The sequence below is a fragment of the Clostridium sp. NSJ-145 genome (assembly GCF_021044725.1).
In the GTDB taxonomy this organism is placed as follows: Bacteria; Bacillota; Clostridia; order Clostridiales; family Clostridiaceae; genus Clostridium; species Clostridium disporicum_B.
In genome coordinates this window covers 18,398-42,706 of record NZ_JAJNOS010000003.1, presented here as the reverse complement: position 1 = coordinate 42,706, position 24,309 = coordinate 18,398, and the positions used below count along the sequence as shown (strand labels likewise).

20 protein-coding genes and 1 other annotated feature (1 of these 21 running past the window's edge) are annotated in these 24,309 nt (G+C 28.0%); of the genes, 4 read left to right on the top strand and 16 right to left on the bottom strand.

Annotated features, from left to right (window positions below; all coding sequences use genetic code 11):
- Positions 1–261 precede the first annotated feature (261 nt).
- From LQE93_RS04045 to mnmH, 9 genes are all read right to left on the bottom strand, one after another.
- Positions 262–1,074 carry an ABC transporter ATP-binding protein gene (locus tag LQE93_RS04045; protein ID WP_231072134.1) on the bottom strand — a complete coding sequence of 271 codons (813 nt, stop codon included), beginning with the start codon at positions 1,072–1,074 and terminating at the stop codon, positions 262–264.
- A complete protein-coding gene (locus LQE93_RS04040) occupies positions 1,067–2,074 on the bottom strand; it encodes an ABC transporter ATP-binding protein (protein WP_231072132.1) in 1,008 nt (335 codons plus the stop codon). Before LQE93_RS04040 ends, LQE93_RS04045 begins: the two co-directional genes overlap by 8 nt.
- Positions 2,075–2,086: 12 nt before the next feature.
- A complete protein-coding gene (locus LQE93_RS04035; RefSeq protein ID WP_231072131.1) occupies positions 2,087–3,334 on the bottom strand; it encodes an ABC transporter permease in 1,248 nt (415 codons plus the stop codon).
- 15 nt (positions 3,335–3,349) lie between these two features.
- Positions 3,350–4,354 carry an ABC transporter permease gene (locus LQE93_RS04030; protein ID WP_231072129.1) on the bottom strand — a complete coding sequence of 335 codons (1,005 nt, stop codon included), beginning with the start codon at positions 4,352–4,354 and terminating at the stop codon, positions 3,350–3,352.
- A 109-nt stretch (positions 4,355–4,463) separates the two neighbouring features.
- Positions 4,464–6,320, bottom strand: a complete 1,857-nt coding sequence (locus tag LQE93_RS04025; RefSeq protein WP_231072128.1) for an ABC transporter substrate-binding protein — start codon at positions 6,318–6,320, stop codon at positions 4,464–4,466.
- Positions 6,321–6,444: 124 nt separating this feature from the next.
- Positions 6,445–7,893 (bottom strand): response regulator transcription factor, encoded by a 1,449-nt coding sequence (locus tag LQE93_RS04020; RefSeq protein ID WP_231072126.1) that lies wholly within the window; start codon positions 7,891–7,893, stop codon positions 6,445–6,447.
- A gap of 139 nt (positions 7,894–8,032) precedes the next feature.
- The gene (locus LQE93_RS04015; RefSeq protein ID WP_055263081.1) at positions 8,033–8,410 is read right to left on the bottom strand and encodes an ankyrin repeat domain-containing protein; all 378 of its coding nucleotides are present in this window, start codon (positions 8,408–8,410) and stop codon (positions 8,033–8,035) included.
- Positions 8,411–8,563: 153 nt separating this feature from the next.
- Positions 8,564–9,250, bottom strand: coding sequence for a SpoIIIAH-like family protein (locus tag LQE93_RS04010; protein ID WP_186839614.1), 687 nt, complete (start codon positions 9,248–9,250; stop codon positions 8,564–8,566).
- 87 nt (positions 9,251–9,337) lie between these two features.
- Complete coding sequence (mnmH, locus tag LQE93_RS04005; protein ID WP_186839613.1) at positions 9,338–10,444, bottom strand: tRNA 2-selenouridine(34) synthase MnmH; 1,107 nt, start codon at positions 10,442–10,444, stop codon at positions 9,338–9,340.
- Positions 10,445–10,658: 214 nt separating this feature from the next.
- Here mnmH and selD point away from each other — a divergent pair, with 214 nt between their 5' ends.
- Entirely contained in the window at positions 10,659–11,696 is a 1,038-nt protein-coding gene (gene selD, locus LQE93_RS04000) for a selenide, water dikinase SelD (RefSeq protein WP_055263087.1), read from the top strand.
- 186 nt (positions 11,697–11,882) lie between these two features.
- Here the strand turns inward: selD and yedF are convergent, their stop codons facing one another.
- From yedF to LQE93_RS03975, 5 genes are all read right to left on the bottom strand, one after another.
- Positions 11,883–12,479, bottom strand: coding sequence for a sulfurtransferase-like selenium metabolism protein YedF (gene yedF, locus LQE93_RS03995; RefSeq protein ID WP_186839612.1), 597 nt, complete (start codon positions 12,477–12,479; stop codon positions 11,883–11,885).
- A gap of 152 nt (positions 12,480–12,631) precedes the next feature.
- The gene (locus tag LQE93_RS03990; protein WP_231072125.1) at positions 12,632–13,657 is read right to left on the bottom strand and encodes a pyruvate kinase; all 1,026 of its coding nucleotides are present in this window, start codon (positions 13,655–13,657) and stop codon (positions 12,632–12,634) included.
- A gap of 321 nt (positions 13,658–13,978) precedes the next feature.
- Positions 13,979–14,995 (bottom strand): alpha-hydroxy-acid oxidizing protein, encoded by a 1,017-nt coding sequence (locus LQE93_RS03985; RefSeq protein WP_186838778.1) that lies wholly within the window; start codon positions 14,993–14,995, stop codon positions 13,979–13,981.
- Between the two features lie 238 nt (positions 14,996–15,233).
- Positions 15,234–17,222, bottom strand: a complete 1,989-nt coding sequence (locus tag LQE93_RS16870) for a sensor histidine kinase (protein WP_231072124.1) — start codon at positions 17,220–17,222, stop codon at positions 15,234–15,236.
- A gap of 507 nt (positions 17,223–17,729) precedes the next feature.
- Complete coding sequence (locus LQE93_RS03975; RefSeq protein WP_231072122.1) at positions 17,730–18,521, bottom strand: TIGR00266 family protein; 792 nt, start codon at positions 18,519–18,521, stop codon at positions 17,730–17,732.
- 282 nt (positions 18,522–18,803) lie between these two features.
- Here LQE93_RS03975 and LQE93_RS03970 point away from each other — a divergent pair, with 282 nt between their 5' ends.
- Positions 18,804–19,385 (top strand): hypothetical protein, encoded by a 582-nt coding sequence (locus tag LQE93_RS03970; RefSeq protein WP_055266950.1) that lies wholly within the window; start codon positions 18,804–18,806, stop codon positions 19,383–19,385.
- 208 nt (positions 19,386–19,593) lie between these two features.
- Positions 19,594–20,700 carry a DEAD/DEAH box helicase gene (locus LQE93_RS03965; RefSeq protein ID WP_231072120.1) on the top strand — a complete coding sequence of 369 codons (1,107 nt, stop codon included), beginning with the start codon at positions 19,594–19,596 and terminating at the stop codon, positions 20,698–20,700.
- 133 nt (positions 20,701–20,833) lie between these two features.
- On the opposite strand, the gene LQE93_RS03960 is transcribed toward LQE93_RS03965, so the two are convergent.
- Positions 20,834–21,427, bottom strand: coding sequence for a nitroreductase family protein (locus LQE93_RS03960; RefSeq protein ID WP_186838781.1), 594 nt, complete (start codon positions 21,425–21,427; stop codon positions 20,834–20,836).
- Between the two features lie 169 nt (positions 21,428–21,596).
- Between LQE93_RS03960 and LQE93_RS03955 the strand changes: the two genes are divergently transcribed.
- Complete coding sequence (locus LQE93_RS03955) at positions 21,597–21,923, top strand: winged helix-turn-helix transcriptional regulator (protein ID WP_055266944.1); 327 nt, start codon at positions 21,597–21,599, stop codon at positions 21,921–21,923.
- Positions 21,924–22,046: 123 nt separating this feature from the next.
- Here LQE93_RS03955 and LQE93_RS03950 read toward each other — a convergent pair whose 3' ends face one another.
- Positions 22,047–24,014 (bottom strand): class I tRNA ligase family protein, encoded by a 1,968-nt coding sequence (locus tag LQE93_RS03950; protein ID WP_231072119.1) that lies wholly within the window; start codon positions 24,012–24,014, stop codon positions 22,047–22,049.
- Positions 24,015–24,104: 90 nt separating this feature from the next.
- Positions 24,105–24,309, bottom strand: a binding site (T-box leader) (it continues 66 nt past the right edge of the window).

Here is a 24,309-nt window from a genome sequence, read left to right as displayed (position 1 = left end):
GAGACACTTATATGAAAAGTTTAACTTCGTCAAAGGGTAAAATTCAGCTAAAGCTGAGTGAAAAAGGTCACTACTGTGACAGGGAAAGGATTACTAAGTGAATTAGATAAAGTATGTCTGTATTGCTACTTTTTCTGCTACCACAGTAGTTCTTTCACTTTAACTTAAATTTAAGTTAACATTTCCATGCTACTATAGTAGCGTTTTCACTTCGACGAAGTCTACTTTTCACTTACGAGTTTTGCTTGCATTTTTTCATTTTTATACAGTGTTTAAGTCCCATTCTTCATAAATTTTAGGAACATCACTAATTAATCGTCTAGTATACTCTGCTTTCGGTCGTAAAATAACATCTTCTGCTGATCCATATTCTACAAATTTACCATGTTCCATTATATAAACTTTATCTGAAACATAATAAGCTAGTCCAATGTCATGAGTAATAAAGATAATTGTCATATTAGTCTCTTCTCTTAATTTTAAAAGCATATCTAAAATTGTAGCTCTTGAACATGCATCTATCATTGAAGTTGGTTCATCTGCAAGTAATATTTTAGGTTTCAATAAGAATATTCTAGCAATCATTAGACGTTGCATCTGTCCTCCTGAAAGTTCAAATGGATATTTATTAGTAAGTTCTGCAAATTTAAGGTTTACAAAACTACAAGCCTCTGTCATCATTTTAATCTTTTTTTCTTTAGAAAGTTTTCTTCCACCTCTCATATTTATACAATCTAATAAAACTGAATCTATCTTATTAAAAACATTGAATGATGAAAATGGGTCTTGAAATATTGCTTGTATTCCCCTCCAATATTCTTTTTTCTTTTTATGAGTCTTTATATCCCTAGGCTTTCCTTGAAATAGTATTTCACCTTCTGTTATGCTTATTAATCCTAAAAGCATTTTAGCAAATGTAGTTTTACCTGAGCCGCTCTCTCCAACTATAGAAATTATTTCACCTTCATGAAATTCAAAGTCTACATGATCTACAGCAATAGTTTTACTATCTCCTATCCCAAATATTTTTGTTATGCCGTTACCACTTAAGCATAGTGATGTTGTATCACTCATTACTATAAACCTCCCTTAATTCAGATTCATTCATATAGCATTTATACATACGTCCATTTTCTATGTATTTCTCATCTATACTATGAACCATACATTCAGGTTTTGAAAATTTGCAACGCTCAGCAAATCTACAACCTAGAGGTGGATTTTTTAAGTTAGGAGGTGTACCTGGGATAGCAACTAATTTATTATTTTTTGTACCCTCTTCAGGTACTATTATAGATCCCATAAGACCTTTTGAATATGGATGCATAGGGTCAAATACCATTTCTTTTGCTTTACCATACTCTACAATTTGACCTGCATACATTACCATAATATCATCAGTTACATTATATAGTAGAGGTAATTCATGAGTTATAAATATCATTGATTTTATAAAACCTTTATGCATCAAATCTTTTAACATTTTTATTACCATCTTTTGTGATGTAACATCTAAAGCAGATGAAGGTTCATCTGCTATTAATACCTTTGGTGATAGAATCGTAGAAATTGCTATTACAGTTCTTTGTTTCATTCCTCCTGATAGCTCTACTGCATGTTTTTGAAGGACACTTTCTGGTAATCCTAATATTTCAAAACGTTTCCTAGCTAAATCATAAATATCATTTTTTTTAACTTTAGGATCATGCGCTCGAATTACATCTTCAATAAATCTTATTATCTTTTGAGTAGGGTTTAGTGCATTCATAGCAGATTGAGGTATATAAGCTATTTCATTCCCTAAAATTTTCTTTCGTACATCATCTGGTTTCATAATTGAAATATCTTTACCATCTACCTTTATACTTCCACTTTGATAATGAAGAGGTGCAAAATAATATCCCATTAAGCTTAATGCTAAAGTAGATTTTCCGCAGCCAGATTCGCCAGCTATACCAAGTGACTTTCCTTCTTCAATCTTTAATGAAACTCCATCTACTGCATATACATCTTCACCAAACCTTGTAATATATTTAGTTTTTAAGTTATCTACTTCTAATAATACTTTTCCCATAACCAATTCCCCCTACTCTCTAAGCTGTGGATTAAATACTTTATCTAATCCTGTATTCATCAAATTTAGAGAAAATGTAATTAGTGCAATTGAAAGAATAACTGGCAAGAATGCCCACCATGCATTAGATAATGGTGCTTTATATTGCATAGCCCAGTTCATCATTAAACCTAAAGTTGTAACTTTTGTAGTTGCAGGTCCTAATCCTAGCATAGATAATTGAGCTTCAGCTAGAATACCTGATGATATCTGTAAAATTAGAGCCATTATTACATATGAAGCTACATAAGGCAATATATCTGTTAGTATTATTCTAAATAAGCTATGTCCTGACAATTTAGATAAATTTACATGATCCCTATTTCTAAGGGAAATAACCTGTGATCGAACAGATCTAGTTGTCCATGTCCAAGAAGTTAAGCCTATTATACTAGCAACCATAGTTATACCTCTTGCACTTTGACCAACGCTATATGATATAAGAATCAATATTACAAAAGACGGAATTACTGTAAATAAATTTGTAATAAACATTATAATATCATCTAATAATCCTCCAACATATCCAGATAATAAACCTAACATTAAACCTATCAAAGTTGCAATCAACCCAGCTATTAACCCTATTTTTAATGATGTTCTTGTAGCATATACTAATTCAGTTAATACATCACGGCCAAAGTTATCTGTACCTAATACGAAAGTTCTTTGATTAGATATATCTTTCACATTAACAAAATCTTTGGAGTTTACTTTAGTCCCTTCTACTAATTCACCATTCTCTTCATCAACAGTTGAAATGACTATTTCACTTTCCTCTAAAATTCCATCAATTTTATTATCTAATCTTACATAGTACTTTTTCTTAGCAGAAATTAGACCTTCTTGGGAATTATTAGAATCATAATACTTATTCCATAACTTAACTAGTTCTTCTGCATTTGTCACATCTATTTCACTTATAGAAACACCTCCAAACTTTTCAAGCCATGTGGCCATTTCAGCTCTATCTTCTAAAGAAAGTTTACTTTCTAATCTACCTGCTTTAGTATCTATGTTTAGTTTATAACTTTTTGATTCTACTACATCAGTGATAGATACATAATTACCTGGTTTATAAAATAGCCCACCTACCATTTCTAAAGGATCATAGAAAACAAGTATTGGATATACTATAGTCACAAATAGAATAGTGATAAATATAGTAAATCCTAATAAGAATTTTTTATCATGAAAAATTTGTTTTAATTGACTTTTCATCTTCTGCCTCCTCCTTTAGTCTTGTTGTGATGCTTTTATACGAGGATCAATTACACCATATAAAATTTCTACTAATAGATTTGCTAACAAAACCATTATTGTAATAATTAAAGTACATGCAGAAATTAACGGATAATCACGACCCTTTATAGCATTCAAAATTGTGGTTCCTAGTCCAGGATAACTAAAGATTATCTCCGCTACTAAAGCTCCACCTATCATAGTACCTATAGACATAGCTAGCCCTGTTATTTGTGGCAACATTGCATTTCTAAATACATATTTAGTAATTTTTCTATCTTTTATCCCTAAAAATCTACTGTATTTCACATAATCAGCATTAAGCTCATAAATTGACATTGAGCGCATCCCTATAGCTTGGCCGCCTACTGTTATTAACACAATAGACCAAAATGGTAATTGGTAATGATATATAATTGATTTAAAAAATGTAAAGCTAGCATTTGGTATTAATTCATATCCATAACCTCCACTAGTAGGAAACCATCCTAAGTTTACAGCAAAGACAAATAGAAGTATTATAGCCATTCCAAAGGCTGGAACATTACTAAAAAATAAAAATATAGGTAAAATTCCTTTATCAAATATTCCTTTTCTATATGCAGCCACAGCTCCTAATAAGTTTCCTAATATCCAACCTACTAATATGGCAGGAAGTTGAAGACAAACAGTCCACCATACAGAAGATTTTATTATATCTGAGACAGTTCTAGGATATTGACTAAATGAAACACCAAAATCACCTTTTACAGCATTTTTAATAAAGCTAAAAAATTGAGTTGTCATAGGTTCATTTATACTAAATTTTTCAGCATACTCTTCATATACTTTTTGAATAGCTGTATAATCTGTCATACCTGCAACAGATCTTGCTGCAATTGCAGATACAGGATCACCAGGCATCAATCTCGGTAATACAAAGTTTAAAATAACAGCAATAATAAATGTTGCAACATACCATGCTATTTTATTTGTATAATACTTTTTATATCCTTTCACATTATCACCTCCACGTTGAACTTACTATAAATTATTTTATAAAAACGACCATGCTTAATTAGTCTTTAAACATGGTCATTTTAATATTTAATTGACTATTTCAATTTAATTATTCAACATTTTTAAGGTGATATAATGCTGCAACTCCATAACCATCTGTACAATCTAGCGGTGGAATATTATTTCCATCATTTTGTTCTGGGAACCCTGTCCATACACTCTCATTTACTGTATGGAATACTTGTGGTCTATACATTAATGAGAATGAAGGAACTTCTTCAAGATATATTTTGCTTAATTCAGTATAATATTCTTTTAACTTAGATTGATCTTGTTCAGTTGGTATTTTAGCAAGGATTTCATCTGCCTTTTCACTAGTGAATCCACCAAAATTACCACTCCAGTTTACTTCTAATTCATTGTATGTGCTTGAAAGCAATGCCATTGAACGAGTCCATGGATTAGCAATTGATGCTCCTGGAGGACTCCACATACAAATATCAAATTTACCTGTTGTCATGTCATCATAGAATGTATTTGCATCTGGGAAATATGTTTCAATATTAATTCCTATTTCCTTCCCTGCAGCTGCAACTATTTCTAGTGATGCATTCCAATCTGACCATCCTTCTGGACACTCTGCTTTATATGATAGATTTTCACCATTTATTTCACGAATTCCATCTCCATCTGTATCAACTATACCAGCTTCATCAAGTAGTTTATTAGCACCTTCAATATCTTTACCTGTAAATTGTAAATCACTTAATGCAACTTGATCTACCAATTCTTGTTCAGCCTTTGTTGGATTCATTAAACTTCTAGGTGCATCTTTAAATGTTGGGGAATATCCAGACATAGCTGTTGATATTATTTGGTCATAATCTACAACCATAGCAATAGCTTTACGAACTTCTACTCTATCTAATCCTGTTCTTTCAATATTAAAGAATGCTGTTGGCATTGTGGCACAAACATAATAAGGTGCATCATCTATATAAGTAGATATAGGTTTTCCACTTTCCCACATCTTCCATACTTCAGATATAAATTGTTGAGATACATCTACTTCACCATTAGCAAATGCAACATCTCCAGCTGCATTATCAGCAAATATTGTATGAGCTATATATTTAGGTGTTGGTAAACTGTCCCATAGACTTGTACCCCAATAGTTATCATCTCTTATAAATACAACTTTTTGATCATCATCATAATAAAGTTTGTATGGACCAGAAGCAACTAGATCATCCATCACATCTTCTTTAACTTTATCAGCTTCATTATTATTTCTAGCTTCTACTGTTTGTAAATATGCTTTTTGCATAACATATACTTTAGGAATATATTCTATTACTTTTAATGGATTAATTGGTACACCAGCATCATCTAGTTTTGAGTAAAATACAACTGTTGTATCATCTTTTGCTTCTACTTTTTCAATGTAAGCAGAATAGTCATTACCTGTAGTTGAACCATACTTTACATGAGTGTCAAATGTATAAACTATATCTTCAGCAGTTACCTGTGTGCTATCGCTCCATTTAGCATCTGGATTAAGTTTAATTGTTAGTTGACTTTGATCACTATTCCATTCATATGATTCTCCAAGTAAAGGTTGTAGCGATCCATCAAGCATATTATATAAGAATAATGTTTCATAAGTTAATACTCTAGCAGAGTCAACTTGTTGTATTGCCATAGCATTATTTGAGTTAGAACTCATAGGGTTCCAGTTATTTATAGTTCCCCATTGTTGTCCATTGAAATAAAGTGTCTCATTTCTAGGTGTTGAGTTTGCAACATCACTTTCTTCTTGTTTTGGAGTTTCTTCTGACTTTTCACTTTCTTCTGTTTTTTGAGTAGTATCATCTGTAGTATTTTCTTTAGTATCAGAACCACATCCAACTAAAAATGATACTGCCATCATGCTAGCTACTAATCCTGCTAACAACTTCTTTTTCATTATTTCCCCCTACTTATTTATTACTAAAAAGGATAACCTCTATATAAATAATTATAGATGTTATCCTTTACAAAATAAGTGTATTTTTTTTTACTTTTGGTGTTATTTTTTTACTAAAATCTTTTTAGACTATTCTATTATCTCTTCCAGACTTAATATTTTTACGATATTCTGTTGGTGTAACACTAAATACTCCTTTAAATGTCTTCATAAAATGTTTATCATTATCATAACCTACAGCCTCACTAATTTCATTTATCTTCATATCTGTTTCATCCAGCAGCCTTTTAGCTTCTTTAAGCCTCACTTCTTTCAAATAATTAACAAAATTCTTGCCTGTATATTCTTTGAAATCTATAGAAAAAATTGTATAATTCATAGATACATAATTAGATATAAAAGTCATATTAATATTATCTTTAAAGTTTTTATTTATATATCTAACCGCTTCTTCAATTTTAATTCTATTTTTATAAAAATCATATTTATTTAATAGTTTCTTATTTATTAATACCATTAATAAATATATTTCCTGACAATATATATCTATATTAGTATAATTAAAAGCATTTTCTAAAATTTCTAATTTAATTTTCTCTTCTTCAATAATTCCTTTATATGTCTCATATATTCTACTATATATTTTATTAATCAGGTCTAAAAATGAATCCTTACTAATTTCTGACCTTTTAACTAATATAACTATTCTTTTTAAATAGCTAGTGCTTACTTCTAATCGATTAGTACCAATAAGATTTATAAATTTTTCTATTTCATATTCATCTACTATTCTTTCCTCTTTAATGTTAACTTTTTTATTTAATTCCAAAAAAAAGTTTTCTTTTCTTAATTCTATTGCTTCATTTAATGCATTCATAAGACATTTGATATCTGTATAGCTATTACTTATTCCAAAACCAAATCCGTTTAAATTTTCATTTATAAATCTCTCTGCCTTATCTGATTCTATTATAATTACATTATGTCTATTTATATTATGGAAATAAAAGCAATTATTATTTATATTGCTTTTCATTTTATAATTTGTACAGATTATTTTATAACATATGTTTGTAATATATTTGCTTAAAATACTATTAAGACTTTTAGCCACATTTTCATCTAGTTTATTTTGAACTAACAAGTGCTTAATTTGTGAATAAAGTAAAAATACCTTTTCAGTAACTTCTTCTTTTTCTTCTTTATACTCTTCTTCCAATTTTTTTATAGTTGTAATTAATTCACTATCTTGGAAATTACCATATAAATACTCTTTTATACCACAGCGTAATAATTCAACAATATCAGAAGAGGTATCTAAATAACTTATTATTATTACTTTTGGTTTTAATCTAATTTTGTTAATTTTTTTTAATAATATAATACCATCGCTGTGATTTTTAGTTAAGCATATTATTAATAGGTTAATATTATTGTTTTTAATTTTTTCATATGCATCCTCTTCGCTATTACATTCTATAATTGTTTCAACCTTGATTTCAGAATATTTTATAATTTCTCTTATTCTTCCTATCCTTGCTTCTTTATGGTCTACTATAATTATATTTTTCATTAATCTTAATCAGCCTTTCTACATATTACAATACAACTTTCGCTTTTAAACAAATTGATTTTACTACTATAACTATATGAAATTACTCTTGCATAAATTATAGTTAATCTGAATAATGTATTTTTTTTGATTATTTATATCAAAATATTTTCTTTATTATATTTAAGAAAACTCTATCATCCTTAACTTTTATATCTTTGACTTCCTCTTTAACTTTTTCAATATTAAAGATAATCTTTTTCTTATTTATAAAATAATCAATAAGAATATTATTTTCATTCAAAATAATATAATGAAAAATAGTTAAACCTCTGTCATCCCTAATATATAAGTTTGCTCCATTATCTATAAGCAAGTCTAAAATCTCAATGTTACAGTTGTCTACAGCATAGAATATAGCTGATTTATGATTTCTATCTTTATAATCTATATTGCAGCTCTTTATTAATTCTTCTACTAATTTAAGATTATTATTTCGTGTTGCAGAGATAATATCATTACATCCAAAAATCTTCATATATGTACCTCTCAAATTTGATTTCTACTCTTTAAGCCTTTAATAATTAATAAAAAAAAGACCATTAGATATATTATATCTAATAGCCTTCTTTTAGGTACTAATATTTTATTAATTATTTATTAACACTACTAACCTAGTGTTAAATATGTTCTAATTTTTTGATTCTATTTGTATATCACTTAATCCAGTAATACCTTCAACTATATTTTGAATTGATGTTGCATTTTCTTCAGTAAACACATCATTTGTTTTTACGTAAACTCTAACAATATTTTTATCAATCATACATAATGCATCTTCATATCCATTATTAATTATTTCTGATTCAACAGCTGTCTCTTGTTCTTGAATTTTAACTTTTTCATTTAATAAATTAGTTGCATTATCTATAACTTCTTGAGAAGAATTAGTATCCTCTATTATACTATTCATTTCTTCTTTAAAGTCAGTATCTGCTTTAATTTTATTCGCTCTATCATTATAGAAAAATCCTTGATTACTCATAGTTTCTTCTGCATTATCATTTTCTAATATCATAGCAGATAAATCAGCTGATAAACTACTTGCACTTTCGTCAGTACTTCTTCCAGTAGTATAAATAACTGTACCGATTATAGATATACACAATATAGCACCAACGATAACTGATGGCTTTCTGTTTTTCACTTGTGTTCTAAACCCAGTTTTAATGTTTTTAAAATTATACTTTGGATATACTTTATCAATTCTTGCTTGTGCTAAATCGTTTTGCAATACTTTCTTACATCCTGAACATATAATACTTCCTTCCTTATTTTCTTTACCACACTCTGGACAAATAATTTTATTTTCACTCATAAAAAAACTCCCCTTTTACATTTCTTTTACTCTAATTATATGAATGAAATAAATGTAAAATTACGGAATTATTATATATTTAACTGATTATTTCTCTAAACTATTTATATATTGTAATACTGCTTTTTTATCTCCTCTAAATATAATATTTCTATCATCTTTTTCAATAGAATGTTTATACATAGGATCATAATAATTATTTAAGAAAAGCTCTATCCATACTCTATTATACTCATAACTTCCAGTAGTTTTTTGAATACTATAAGCCTTATTAAACTCATCTATAATAATTTTCAATCTATCTCCACCTAGTTTAGACTTTACTCTTTCCATGCTTTTTAACATGTCATCATACCAAAGTTGTACTCCCAATTCATTATCGTTATAAGCAGCTATAAACTCTTTCTGTCCATTAATTACATAATCATCAAGAATATTTTCTACTCTTTCTTCTATAGATGATTCTAAAAATATAACATCTGAACTATGAAATAATCTATAAAGATTATTAGGTATAAAACTTTTACCTATATTTTTACTTTCATCTTCTAATATCATATATTTATACTCTTTGTTATTATGCTTAATAATTTCGTAAGCTAAATTGTTTTCAAAATTTATCTGTGTTGGCTGAATTGTTACATGATGTCCAAATGTTGATCCTCTATGATTAGCTATACCTTCAAGATCTATAGAGTTTTTTAAATTATTTAATAAGATTGTCTTTCCTGAACCAGTATATCCCGTAAGTATTAAAGGTTTTGCCTTTATACTATTAGGTTCTAATGAGTTTATTAAAAAATTACGAAAAGATTTGTATCCACCTTCTAATTTAACTATCTCTCTTTTTCCTATCTCACTTATCCATTTTTGTGCTATTGTTGAACGTGATCCACCTCTAAAACAATAAATCATAGAATCAGGATTTTTATCTATAAAATCTATCCATCCACTAATTCTATTTTCTCTAGTTTTTCCTGATACAATTTCATAACCTAATTTTGTTGCTTCATCATTTCCTTTTTCTTTATAACAAATTCCAATAATATGACGTTCTTCATTTGTTAAAATCGGTAAATTAACAGAAGTTTGAAAGGCTCCTTTTTCAAATTCAATCGGTGCTCTTACATCTATTAAGGGTATATTTTTTAAAACTATATTTTTGAAATCATTTGTTGTTACCACTGTATTCATCCTCTATTCTAATATTTATTCCTTATTATAAATAATACCATATTTAATTTTACACTTATTTCAATATATATGTAAACAACTTAATTCTCCATATTATTACAATTTAATTTAACCTAGATATATTTGGGTTATGGTAATATAATGTAGTTATATCGCTAAATTCAATTTACTTATATAATTGTATAATTTTATTAAATAATTAGGAGGACTAAAAATGTCTAATAACATAAAATTAACTACATTAACGAAAACATCCGGTTGTGCAGCTAAAATAGGACCTGCTGTGTTAGATTCCGTTTTGAAAAATCTTCCTCAGTTTGAAGATCCTAATCTATTGGTTGGCTTTGATAAAAAAGATGATGCTTGTGTTTATAAAGTTTCTGATGATAAAGTAGTGATTCAAACTGTTGACTTCTTTCCTCCAATGGTTGACGATCCTTATACATTTGGTCAAGTAGCCGCAACTAACGCCTTAAGTGATGTATATGCTATGGGAGGAGATCCTGCCTTAGCCATGAATTTACTTTGTTTTCCGTCATGTTTAAACCCATCAATTATGCATGATATACTTCAGGGAGGATATAGCAAGATTAAAGAAGCTGGTGCAGTTGTTGCAGGTGGTCATACAATAGCTGATCCAACTCCTAAATATGGTCTATGTGTTAGTGGATTTGCTCATCCAAAAGATATCCTTACCAATAGTAATGCTAAAACAGGAGATGTATTGGTATTAACTAAACCTATTGGAGTTGGTATTTTAAATACAGCAAATAAAGCAGAATTATTAACTCAAGATAAAATAAAAGAAGTCACAAATATTATGACTACTTTAAATAAATATGCAAAAGAATCATTTAAGGGACTAACAGTTCATGCTTGTACTGACATAACTGGATTTAGCTTAATTGGTCATGGATACGAGATGGCCGGTGGTAGTAATAAAACAATAGAACTTTTTAGTAATAATATTCCTATTATACCAGATGCTTTAGAATATGCTAAAATGGGTATTCTTCCAGAAGGAATGTATAATAATTTAGAATACTTAAAAGATATATTTAGAATTACTAATGGAGTAACTCAAGAAATGCAGGATGTTCTTTTAGATCCTCAAACCTCTGGAGGGCTTCTACTTTCAATGCCTGAAAAAGATGCTAAAGAATACCTATCTCGTATGGAAATATATACTCCTTATACGCGAATCATAGGCCAAGTAATAGATAAACAAGATTATTCAATTATAATCAAATAAAGTAGAAACACCTTATTTGATTATAAGTTAAGAGTTTATAGTTAAAAGTTTAAGAAGAAAGTTAGTAAAACTAAATTTAAATCATTATAAATTTAAAGGTTTCATCTTTAACTTTTCACTTTTACTCTTAACTTTATAAAGTTAAATAATATTCTATTTGTGTAAATGTACTATATACTTATTCTTTTATAATGTAATGACTTTTGATGTTGATTTCATAACTCCAACAATATCATACATATTACTTACAGTTCCTACTTTAAGTTCATTTTCAAGATTATAATAATTTAAACATGCTCCACAAACTAATACATTAACACCTTTTTGAGCTAAAACTTCTAAATGCTCAATAGCTTGTTCGTTTAGTGTTGGAACTTTTACACCATCATTCATAAATAGTACTGCTTTTGGTAAATCTTCATCTTCAGATAGTGTATAAAAGAACATTTTCATTAATGACTTTCCAAGCTCTTCTGCTCCAGCTCCAATTATGTCTTTTCCAACAAATATACACCAATCACCTAGTGGTTTTTTACCTTGTATTTTATTTAATACTTCTTGACACTCTTCACAACCATTAGAAAAATGTACTAAATATATACCTTCAGTTTCTTCTAATGTTATTTCAAAGCCTTGACTATTAGCTAACTTTTTCAAATTCTCTACTGCTATATTATTATCAACTTCAATCGCGAAGAATTTTGTTCCTAAATCTATTTCTTTTTTTGCCATAATTACAGGCATAGGACAAGCTTTTCCTTTTGCATCTATAACTTTTTTCATACTTTTCCTCCATAAACTAATATAATTTAATTACTGTATTTTAATTATATCACTTATTTAAGTTAATAGTATCCAGTTAAGTTTATAATTTATAAATAAAAAGCCAGATAGATATAATTTGTTTATCTGACTAAATAAATATTTTTGGATTTTTACTTGCAATATTTGCTATATAAATTATTTAAACATCTTATTACCATTACAGGTTCTCTTGTAACAGCTACTTCAGTAGATAGCATTAAACCATCTACATTATTTTTAATAAATTTATATATATCATTTACCTCTGAAATAGTAGGTGTATCTTGTCGTCTCATTGATTCCAAAATATATGTAGCTACAATTAGTTTTTTCTTACTTTTCTTCATTCTTGTTATAATTTTCTCTTCTACATAAGGAGTATCTTCTATTGGAATTTCTGCTTTTAAATCTCCTCGCCCTAACATTATTCCATCACTTACCTTTAAAATTTCTTCAAAATTATCTATTCCTTCTCTACATTCAATCTTTGCCCATACTTTAGGAGATTTACTTTTATAATGTTTAACTAATGCTTTTACATATTGTTTTAATTCTATTATATCATCGGCTTTAGTAACATAAGATAGACATATAAAATCTATATTATTTTGAATACCAATCTCTATATCTTGCTTATCTTTACTAGTCAAAGATAACTTGTCTCTAATCAACCCTGGTGCGTTTATACCTTTCTCTGCTCTTAATATGCCACCTTTTATCGTTATAGCTTGTATATATAAACTTCCTTTTTTTATAATTTTAAACCTCATTGTAGCATCTTTCATATACAATTCTTTAACATTTATAAAATCAGTCAGTGAACCATAATATATTATTGGAATTATCTTAATATTTTTATATCTATTCTTTTCGTATAAGTCCTTATAATCTTTTTCTAGACAAAATATCACTCTATCATTTATATTTACTTTATACTCTCCGACAAAAAGCTTTGAAATTCTTAACTTGTTCCCTTGTAAGTCTTGTAATATTTTCATATTTGGAAATTCTATATGTATTTCATTTATTAATGTTTTAAACTTATCATAATCAATATGTGAAAAATTAAAACGTGGCATTGTCATACCAGCTTGTACAAATTTTTTTATGTCTTCTATATTTTTTACAGTAGGGCCAATTGAACAAATTAAATCCATACTACCTCCTATTAACTCTATTTTATTTTCTTATAAGCCCTCTTTTTACTCTTTTGTTATACTCGAACTATATGTTACTACGATGTTTCTTCTATAAAATACTATGCTATTATTGCTAGTTTTATTATCATAAAACTATTTTATTTATATGTAAAAATATAAGATTCTCATAGCTTTTACATATTATACTTAACTATTATTAAACCAATATATTTACTTAACAGAATAATTACTAAAAATAAACTTAAGTAATTATTTAAAGTTGATATTAAAAAAGGCGAACTTTTAATTTGTTCGCCTTACTTCATTAAAATATTTTTATTATATTTTAATCATTTCTCTAGTAATATCTTTAATTGAATATGCTCCACACATCGCCATTGTATCTTCTAACTCAGATGCTAATTTATTTATATATGTTTTAATCCCCTCTTCTTCACCACCATAAAGAGCAGTAACAAAGGTTCTACAAATAAGCACTCCATCAGCACCTAGAGCTAAAGCTTTAAAAACATCTACTCCTGAACGTATTCCACCATCCACAAAAACTTTCATGGAATCTCCAACTGCAGCAACTATTTCAGCTAATACCTCTGCTGTTGCTGGACATTGATCTAATACTCTTCCCCCATGATTAGATACAACTATTGCAGCAGCTCCTGCTTCTTTTGCTTTTAATGCTCCTCTTACTGTCATTACCCCCTTTACTATAAATGGGATTCCTGCAAAATTAATAATCTCTTTGAGTTCACTAACAGATTTTGCTCCTGCTGGTGGATTCATATTCTTTAAAAAAGGAAGTCCCGCTGCATCAATATCCATAGCTACAGCAATAGCCCCAGACTCTTTTACTAAATTCATTTTTTCTTCAATAGTGTCAATATTCCATGGCTTTACTGTTGGTATACCAAATCCACCTACATTTTTTATTGCAGTAGTAGCAGCTTTCATTACATCTTGATTTACTCCATCACCTGTAAAAGCTAATATTCCTTCTTTTGCACAAGTAGATACAAGTATATTATTGTACGTCATATCATTATATTTATCTCCATAATGTAAGTTTACTGCTCCTACAGGTCCAGCAAAGAAAGGATATTTAAAAGTTTGTCCAAACAACTCTATACTCATATCAACTTTTTTATTTTCAGTTAAAGTATCCATATTAACACGAATTTCTTTCCATTTATCATAATTTCTTATAGCTGTATCACCAACACCTTTAGCCCCTGGCCCTGGTATTTGGTTCTTACACACTTTCCCATTACATTCATTACAAACTTTACAATACTCACCTATACAATCTCTTGCATTTTTTAATACTTCTTGATAATCCATAATAATAACACCTTTTCCTTATATTTATACTAAGTAATAATATATAATTATATCTTATTACTTAATTAACATAAAGTACTATTGATTAGTTAAAAATATTAACGTATCTTTATTTAAATTATTAATATCAAACATAAAACCTATTGCTTCAATAAAGCTATATCCAACACTTATAAAAATAAAAACCCTCAAGAGGTATTTTTTAAATTTCTTGAGGATTTAACTATTAATATTACTTTTATTTATTTAACAATTCGTAGATATCTGATAATTCTAATTCAGTATTGTTTATATCATTATCATATAAATTCATCTCTGTATTATTTAAAAGTTCATTCGGTAACAATACTGTAAAAGTACTTCCTTCATTTACTGTACTATCTACAAATACTTGTCCACCATGAAGATTTACTAGTGCTTTTACTATACTAAGCCCAATCCCACACCCCTCATTCATACGACTAAATGACTTATCAACTTGAACAAATCTATCAAATATAAATTCTTTACTCTCATCAGAGATTCCTATTCCTTCATCCTTAATGTCTATTCTAACAAATTCATCTTCTACTAATACATTAACATATATACTTTTATTTTCCTTAGAAAATTTAATTGCATTTGACAATAAATTAAGTATTGCTCTTTCAATCATAGAAGCATCACATTTAATTATATGTTCTTCCACATTAGTATCAAACTGCAGCACAATTGACTTAGATAATGCATAATTAACAACAGATAAAGTTACTTCTTCAATCAAAAACACTATATCATAATTTCTAAAATCAGCTTTTAAAATCCCCATATCTATCATTGATATATCCATTATATTGTTTATTAATCGTAACATTCTTTTGCAATTAATATGTAAACTCTTATTATATTTTTTATAAGTTGATTTAAAACTTATACACTCTTTATCTGCTGCACTATCTAATAATTGTACAGTTGAGTAAAAAATATTTAAAGGTGTTTTTAGTTCATGAGATATATTAGAGATAAAATCACTTTTTTCTTTATCATAAATCTTAAGTTTTTCTAATTCTAACTCTCTCTTTATTTCATCAGAAATATCCATATATGATACTGCTATTTCTTTATTATTTCTATACGTGCTAATTAATTGGACTGTACAATCAATTGTTTTATTTTCTTCTTTATTATTTATAATTCCTCTCCAAAGCCCAGTTTCATTTAAAGAATTTAATATTTCATTCCTTTTACCTGTTGCTTTCATTTTAGCTTTTAATAAATCATCAAGACAATTATTTTGTATATCGTTTGTTCCAAAATAAAATTCCTTAAGCTTTCTATTTGCATATATTACTTTACCATCTTCAGTACATATAAACATAAAACTATGCTTATTATTATCTGCTAACTTATAAAATACACTTAGATTGTCATTTAATATTTTAGTTCTACTTATGTACAAATACAATTCTATAAAGCTACCTACAATAACTATACAGAAACATATATATGTTATTGAAACAGACATTAATTTTACATAAAATGATGCAACTCTTATTCCATATATTGCGTATAGAGCCTTTAATGCAAGCACAAAAATACTTGAACTTAAAACTATGTATAAATATTCTTTTTCTTTTAGTGCTACTATAAATAACCTTACTGATACTACAATATATACTACCATTAAAAACATATTATATAATATGAAAAAATAATTGCTATAGTATATACTAACGCTATTATAATTATATTCTAAAAAACCAAATACTATTGTGTACAGTACTACAAATATCATTGATTTCTTTTTATTATTAACTATTAAACTTCTTAGTTTAGATTTAGGAGAAATCGTAATAATAAGTAAAAGTATCCTTAATAAAGAAGTTGATACAACAATATAATTTGATATATTTATTTCTTCATGATAAAAAGTAAGATAGTCTATATGTCCTAATGCTATACCTATAGCTAGTCCTAAGTACATTAACGATATAATAAATATGTTATCTTTTTTCACTCTATTATATGATATTAAACAACTTATAAATGCCAAAGCAGATAATATAATATTAAAAGTTTTAATAAACACCAATGTTGATTCTAAATATGTATAATCATTATTTCTATTAATAAAAATATTACCAATTAAAGAACTTAATATTAATATCATAATTACAGCTATATAGATAAAGAACTTAGTTTCTCTCTCTTCTAAATACTTATTTTTTAAACTTTGTTTTAAGATCACTCTTCATACACCCTACTTTTCCAAATACTACCCTTAGACTCAATTTACTTATTTTTCTTTTTATTAAACAAATATCCATGTAATTTTCTATTATATTACAATCATTTGTAATGTCAAGTATTTTTTATAAATTTATATAACATAAAATAACTAATTCCAACAATATCTATCCTATTTATATCTATCATAAATAAATCAGTTACTTTTCCTCTTGAAATTTCTCTAATATCATTTCATCCTAAAACCTTTGGTGTTTTATAATCAGCACTGAATTATTTCTAGTTTATAGTCTATACAATAAATAGTATACTCTTAGCTCATCTAAAAGATTGGACCCATCATTACTATATATTTCATCTACTGCTAGTAATGATGGTATATTTAATTTAATAATATAAGGCTTTATCAAGTTCAAAATGTACTTAAACATTTAATGAACTTTATGTCACTATGAATTCTTTTACTTTTTGTTAATTTCTTTGTTCTTTTATATATTTATAGCTTCCTCTAATTCTCAAATAAATTGCTTATTCCTCCAAGAATACTTCCTTCATCTTTTGATCTACCAGCTAATTGTGGAGCTGCTGATATAACTCTATCTGCAAGTTTGCTAAATGGTAAACTTTGAATCCATACATCCCCTGGCCCTGTTAATGTAGCAAAGAATAATCCCTCCCCGCCAAAAACAGTATTCTTAAGTCCTCCTACAAATTGAATATCATAACTTACATTTTTAGTCATAGCAACTAAACATCCAGTATCTATTTTTAATATCTGTCCTGATATCAACGTTTTTCTAACTATAGTTCCTCCACCATGTATAAAAGCTAATCCATCCCCCTCAAGTTTTTGAAGTATAAAACCTTCGCCTCCAAAGAATCCTGCTCCTAATCTTTTAGTGAAGGCAATTCCTAAACTAATTCCCTTTGCACAACATAAAAATGCATCTTTCTGACAAATTAATGATCCGCCTAAAGCTTTTAAGTCCATTGGTAATATCTTTCCAGGATAAGGTGCAGCAAAAGCAACACTTTCTCTTTCATATCCCTGGTTTGTAAATGCTGTCATAAATAAACTTTCTCCAGTTATTACTCTTTTTGCAGCTCCTCCTAGCTTACCAAAAAGTCCACCATTTTTACTCTTTTCACTACCATCTCCAAATATAGTCTCCATAGTAATACTATTATCCATCATCATCATAGCCCCTGCTTCAGCTACTACTGTTTCTCTTGGATCTAAAACTATTTCTACAAACTGCATCTCATTACCGTGAATTTTATAATCAATATCATGTACCATTTAACTACTCCTTAAAAACAATTATTTACTGTAAATTCATATATCTATTTATATTCTACACATACCACCTTTACCCCTTTATCTGATTATTTATCGCATCTAAATATATATTAAAACTTTATTTATTTTAGAAAAAACTCAAATCAATTAATAATATATTACCTTGAATTTATCAAAAAAATACTTTTCTTTACACATTTTCGACATTCTTTCATAGAATGAATTATAAATATCTTTAACAGATAAATTATTTTTTATATTTTAACTTAGGAGGAAATTAATATGGTTGATTATAGTAATATTTTAGATGATGATTGTTGTGGTTGTTCAGATTTCTCTGACTTTTCATCTTATGACAACTTTGACGATGAGTGTAACAGGTGTGAAGATATATTAAATACTAATTTTGCTAGCGATTGTACTAACAATTCTAATTTTGATGTTGATTTAAGAACTGAACTAATCATAAAAGAATCACCACAAACTATTTGTAATGTTTTACAAGAACTTTGTAATCAAAAAATTAAAATTGATGGTTTTGAAATTCAAGCAATATGTGATCACTGTTCAGTATTTAGATTTGTTGTTGGTTCTGATAATTGTCAAAAACTTACAGATATTCAAGTTGCTAAATCTATATTATCAACCCTTGATATTAGCTATCTAGACGACGCAATTTTCAAGGTAACTTCAACAAGGAATTCAAGAGTAAATCTAGCAAATCTTTATTGTGCATTACAAAGAAATGCACAGGTAAATGCCGCATACCCATCAACAACTAATGGTTTATATTTTCAAGCTACCCCAATCGATGAAGCACTTAACACTTTAAAAGTTTCAAATTGTGCTAAATGTACAAGATAACTAATTATATTAAATTATAAGGTTATTATTAAATTAAAGAAAGAAGCTAAACATATTAGTTTCTTTCTTTAATTTTTTCAGTAACTAGTGAATAATGTCATAAATAAATTTTTCTATTGTGGATTAATAAATAATCTATCTTTACATATATCCTACGTTAATATGTTATAATGATATGAAACTTAAGAAAAATGGAAGGTATAATAATATGAACTTTAAAGATTTAGGAATTAGTAACGATATAGAAAATATATTAAAGAAATCTGGAATTAAAACTCCAACACCAATTCAACAGGATAGTATAATACATATTTTAAATAAAAAAGATGTTATAGCTGAAGCTCAAACAGGTACTGGAAAGACCTTAGCCTTTTTATTACCTATATTTGAAAATATATCATTAACTTCTGATGGCATTCAAGCTTTAATAATCTCTCCTACAAGAGAACTTGCAATTCAAATAACTGAAGAGGCAAATAAATTAAGTCTTGCTAAGGATATAGGTGTTTTATCTATGTATGGTGGTAAAGATATTGGGTCCCAAATGAAAAAGTTAAAAGGAAATATAAGGCTTATAATTGCAACTCCTGGAAGACTTTTAGATCATCTTAAAAGAAAAACTGTAAATTTAAGTACTTTAAAAACTATAGTATTAGATGAAACTGACCAAATACTTTTAATGGGATTTAGAAATGAAATTGATACTATAATGAAGGAAACTCCTAAAAAGAAGCAAACGTTATGCTTCTCTGCTACTATGAATGCTTCTGTAAAAAAACTTGCTTATAGATATATGCAAGACCCTGTACTTGTAACTGTAAAAAAAGAAGAAGTAACTTTAACTAATATTAAGCAAGAAGTTGTTGAAACAATTGATAGAGAAAAAAGAGAAACTTTATGCAAAGTTTTAGATCAAGATAATCCTTTTATGGCCATAATATTCTGCAGAACAAAAAGAAGAGCTGATGAGCTTGAAATTGTTATGCATAGACGTGGATATAACTGTAAAGTAATTCATAGTGATATTCAACAATCTAAAAGGGAAAGAATAATGAAATCTTTTAAAAATGCTGATATACAATATTTAATTGCAACTGATGTAGCCTCTCGTGGATTAGATATTAGTGGGGCTAGTCATATTTATAATTATGATATTCCTGAATCTGTTGAAACTTATATTCATCGTATTGGCAGGACCGGAAGAGCTGGAAATGAAGGTTATACATGTCTATTTGTAGATCCTAAGGATTCTAAAATGCTTTCACAAATTGAAAATGAAATTAAGCTTAGAATTCCTAGAAGAACTTTAGAATAGTTATTATCTAATAACTGAAAATTATAGCCTATTTTTAAAAATAATAGACAGCTTGTGTTAGTAATAACTTCGTTTATTATAATTAAAGGAGAGTAACTAAAATATAACTTTGTTACTCTCTTTTTAAATTTTCTTATTTATTTAAGATTTTCTTTATTCTCCCTTCTTTTCTCTCCTTCCCCTGTGGTAATTCACACTCATAATATCCAAGAGCAATATGATATGTTGGAATATATCCCTCTTCTACTCCCCACTCTTTCAGAATATCATTCCCATACTCACCCTCAAAAGTTTTATCAGCTCGTCCAACCATACAAGATCCAATTCCTAATGAATGTGCTGATATCATAATATTTTGTGCTACAACAGCACAGTCAGCATATGTGTATAGATAGTTATTAGGTGCGAATAATGTTATAACTGTTGGTGCTCCATAAAAAGCACTTTTTATATTTCTATCATCTGCAATACTAGGTTGGTCTTTAGATACTCCTAATTTTGCATTCTTCGGAACACTTTCATAAAAAGCTCCACGATTAATCTTTCCAAGCCTTTCATTAACTTCTTCATTTTGTGATACTACAACTAATGCCGATTGTCTCCCACCTGCATTAGGAGCATAAATACCAGCTTCTAAAATTTCGTCTAGTTTATCTTCTTCTATTTGTTTCTTTAAATATTTACGAATTGAACGTCTTTCCTTTATACATTTAATTACTTCATTCACTTTTATCTTCCCCTTATATTTAAATCATAAATTTATTAATAGTTGCATGCATTCTTAACTGTAATTATAATATCATTAGGTGTAAAAGCTTGGAAAGTAGGCACTTTTATGTTCGCTACGCACCTTTTGGTATGAATTGATATTTTACTTACTTTGGAGGAAAAATTTTATGAAGACAAAAAAAGAACTACCCCTTTGTCCAGTTGCAACAACTGTTAGACTTATAGATAGTAAATGGAAGCTATTAATATTAAGAGATCTTTTAGCTGATACTAGACGATATAGTGATTTTCAAAAAAGTATACCAGAAATTAGCCAAAAAGTATTAACTCAATCTTTAAAGTCTATGGTTGAAGATGGTATTGTAATCAGAACTGCATATCCTGAAGTACCCCCTAGAGTTGAATATAGTTTAAGTGCTCTTGGAAACTCATTAAGACCTGTTATTAATGTAATGGAAGCTTGGGGAAAAAACTATCAAGCTAATTATAAATAACTTTCTTTATTAGATACTGTTGATATATTATACTTAATATTTATCTGTGTAAGTATAACATATCAACACTTTACTCTAATGGAAATTAACAGAAAAATATATTAACATTCTAAAACATAATTTTTAATATTGATAATCCATTTTCTTAAAGAAATCTACTTTTGGTTCTAGGAATTTAAATTTATGATTTTCACTATCTTTAAAATAGAAATTAATAGGTTCAAATATATTATCCCAATTCCATATTTCATCACCAATATTTAGATAATCCTTAAACATTTCACATCCTTCTGGAGCTATTGGATGTATTAGCATAGCTATAACTTTACAAGCATAGAAGCAATCTGAAACTACTTGTCTTTTTAATTCATCATTTTTTATATTGTTAGTCCAATACTTATTTATTTCTCTTATATATTCGTCTAAAACATATGCTATTCTATGAAAATCTTGATTGTACATATGTCTTTCGTATTCAAAAACTGCCTTCTCTGTTATTTCTTTTATTTTTATACTTACTTCTTCAGTAGGTATATCTTCATTTAAGCTTTGCAATGTATAGAAGCATGAACGAATAAGTCTATTAAATACGTTTGTTAAAAGGTTTCCTTCTTTTAATACTGGATCCGTTCCTACTTTTTCCTCTTCCTTCATATAAACTTGTGGTTTAAATCCAACACTCTTTGATGATAAGCCTAAACTCATAAAGTGCATACGTAATTGATCTTTAGTATAATATTTTAATAATTCATCTGCCATTGGAGGCTTTATTTCCGAACTACTACTTGCTTTTTTATCCATAAATAAAATATGCTTATTAGCAACTATATGTGGTAGATTTACTTTAGTAACATCCACACTTTCTCCTTTGGCTATTTTTAAACCTATAAACATTGCCATTTCTGCAATAGAGTAAAAATAAATATTATCTTCACCTATAAATTGATAAACCATTGAATCATCTGATTCCCACCAATTACGCCATTCTTCTGCATCCTTACCTTTTGATTCTAAGTAAGTTTTTAAAAATGATATTGGCGCCCATAAAGATTCAGGCCACACCCAGAATGTTAAATTCTTTAAATCATCTCTATCTGGAACCTTTACTCCCCATGAAATATTCCCTGATAATCTAAAAGGTACTAAAGTCTTACCACTAGTGTAGTTAATACTTAAATTTTCCAATACTTCCTTAGCTCTATCTCTATCTTCTAAATGTTCAAAAACAAAAGTTATTGATGACTTTTTCTCTTCATCAATAGTTTCATGATTTGGGAATTTAGCTTCCAGTTCGGCTAAATTGTCAATATATTTTCTAGGAACATAAATCACTGGTTTCTTTAAAAATTCTTCTATAGCTTTTATTTCATATTTTCTTCTATTAGTATTTTTCTTTAAAAACTCATTAAGCTCTTGCATAACATCCATTGAATCATCTAAAGTAAAATACCAATTATCTACACTTTTTAGTACTGGTTTTTTACCTGACAACGTGCTAATTGGATTAATTAATTCCGATGCCATATATTGATGTCCTAATGAACATTCTTCCGCATAGGCCTTATCAGAGTTACACCCAGCAATTGGACATTTACCAACTACTTGTCTTCCATTAAGAAAAGTTTTCTTTTCTTCATCATAAAATTGCAATGCTGACATCTTTTTTATATATCCATTCTCAAATAAAGTGTTAAAGATATATTCTGATACTTCCTCATGAATTTCTCCTGTTCTTCCAAGAGCCGAAGCACCAAAAATATTTAGACTAATATTGTAGTCTTCTAAGGTTTTCTTTTGACTTAAATGATTTCCTCTAACATAATCTTCTATAGTATTTTCGTAGCCTTCTTCTTTTAATTTTCTATAGCTTTCAAGAATTGGAGAACCATAGCAATCTGTACCTGATATAAAGATTACATTTTCTTTTCCTATTCTATCTCTTAAAAATCTTGCAAATATGTCTGCATGGACAAACATTCCTCCTACATGACCAAAATGAAGATTTTTATTTCCATATGGCATTCCAGCAGTAATAACAGCTTTTTTAGGAAATATTGGTCTTTCATTTCTATCTAATCTTTTACTTATCATAATAATCTCTCCTTTAAGATTTCTAAATTTTATAAGTTATTCGAGTATAGTATTTTTAACGTCAAAAAAGCCCCTGTAGAACGTAAATTCCACAGGGGCGAAAGTTCAATTTCGCGGTACCACCCTTTATTCTTAAAATGTCACCATTTTAATCTCATCAAGTACACCATCTTCCTAAAAGGTCAAATCATACTCTAGTTCTGTAACGTGAACAAACGTCATATTATCACTTATAAACAATTTTATAAGATCCCATATGCAGCTCCAAGCCTTGTTTCATTATGATTTCATAATT

What these genes read in the sequence shown, in the direction of transcription:
- LQE93_RS03985 (WP_186838778.1), bottom strand. Translation starts at nt 14,995, where the DNA reads ATGGATTATCAAGAAGTATTAAAAAATGCAAGAGATTGTATAGGTGAG.
- LQE93_RS03955 (WP_055266944.1), top strand. Translation starts at nt 21,597, where the DNA reads ATGAAGACAAAAAAAGAACTACCCCTTTGTCCAGTTGCAACAACTGTT.
- yedF (WP_186839612.1), bottom strand. Translation starts at nt 12,479, where the DNA reads ATGAAAAAAGTTATAGATGCAAAAGGAAAAGCTTGTCCTATGCCTGTA.
- LQE93_RS04010 (WP_186839614.1), bottom strand. Translation starts at nt 9,250, where the DNA reads ATGAGTGAAAATAAAATTATTTGTCCAGAGTGTGGTAAAGAAAATAAG.
- selD (WP_055263087.1), top strand. Translation starts at nt 10,659, where the DNA reads ATGTCTAATAACATAAAATTAACTACATTAACGAAAACATCCGGTTGT.
- LQE93_RS04040 (WP_231072132.1), bottom strand. Translation starts at nt 2,074, where the DNA reads ATGGGAAAAGTATTATTAGAAGTAGATAACTTAAAAACTAAATATATT.
- LQE93_RS03965 (WP_231072120.1), top strand. Translation starts at nt 19,594, where the DNA reads ATGAACTTTAAAGATTTAGGAATTAGTAACGATATAGAAAATATATTA.
- mnmH (WP_186839613.1), bottom strand. Translation starts at nt 10,444, where the DNA reads ATGAATACAGTGGTAACAACAAATGATTTCAAAAATATAGTTTTAAAA.
- LQE93_RS03990 (WP_231072125.1), bottom strand. Translation starts at nt 13,657, where the DNA reads ATGGATTTAATTTGTTCAATTGGCCCTACTGTAAAAAATATAGAAGAC.
- LQE93_RS04020 (WP_231072126.1), bottom strand. Translation starts at nt 7,893, where the DNA reads ATGAAAAATATAATTATAGTAGACCATAAAGAAGCAAGGATAGGAAGA.
- LQE93_RS03950 (WP_231072119.1), bottom strand. Translation starts at nt 24,014, where the DNA reads ATGATAAGTAAAAGATTAGATAGAAATGAAAGACCAATATTTCCTAAA.
- LQE93_RS03970 (WP_055266950.1), top strand. Translation starts at nt 18,804, where the DNA reads ATGGTTGATTATAGTAATATTTTAGATGATGATTGTTGTGGTTGTTCA.
- LQE93_RS04025 (WP_231072128.1), bottom strand. Translation starts at nt 6,320, where the DNA reads ATGAAAAAGAAGTTGTTAGCAGGATTAGTAGCTAGCATGATGGCAGTA.
- LQE93_RS04035 (WP_231072131.1), bottom strand. Translation starts at nt 3,334, where the DNA reads ATGAAAAGTCAATTAAAACAAATTTTTCATGATAAAAAATTCTTATTA.
- LQE93_RS03975 (WP_231072122.1), bottom strand. Translation starts at nt 18,521, where the DNA reads ATGGTACATGATATTGATTATAAAATTCACGGTAATGAGATGCAGTTT.
- LQE93_RS04015 (WP_055263081.1), bottom strand. Translation starts at nt 8,410, where the DNA reads ATGAAGATTTTTGGATGTAATGATATTATCTCTGCAACACGAAATAAT.
- LQE93_RS04045 (WP_231072134.1), bottom strand. Translation starts at nt 1,074, where the DNA reads ATGAGTGATACAACATCACTATGCTTAAGTGGTAACGGCATAACAAAA.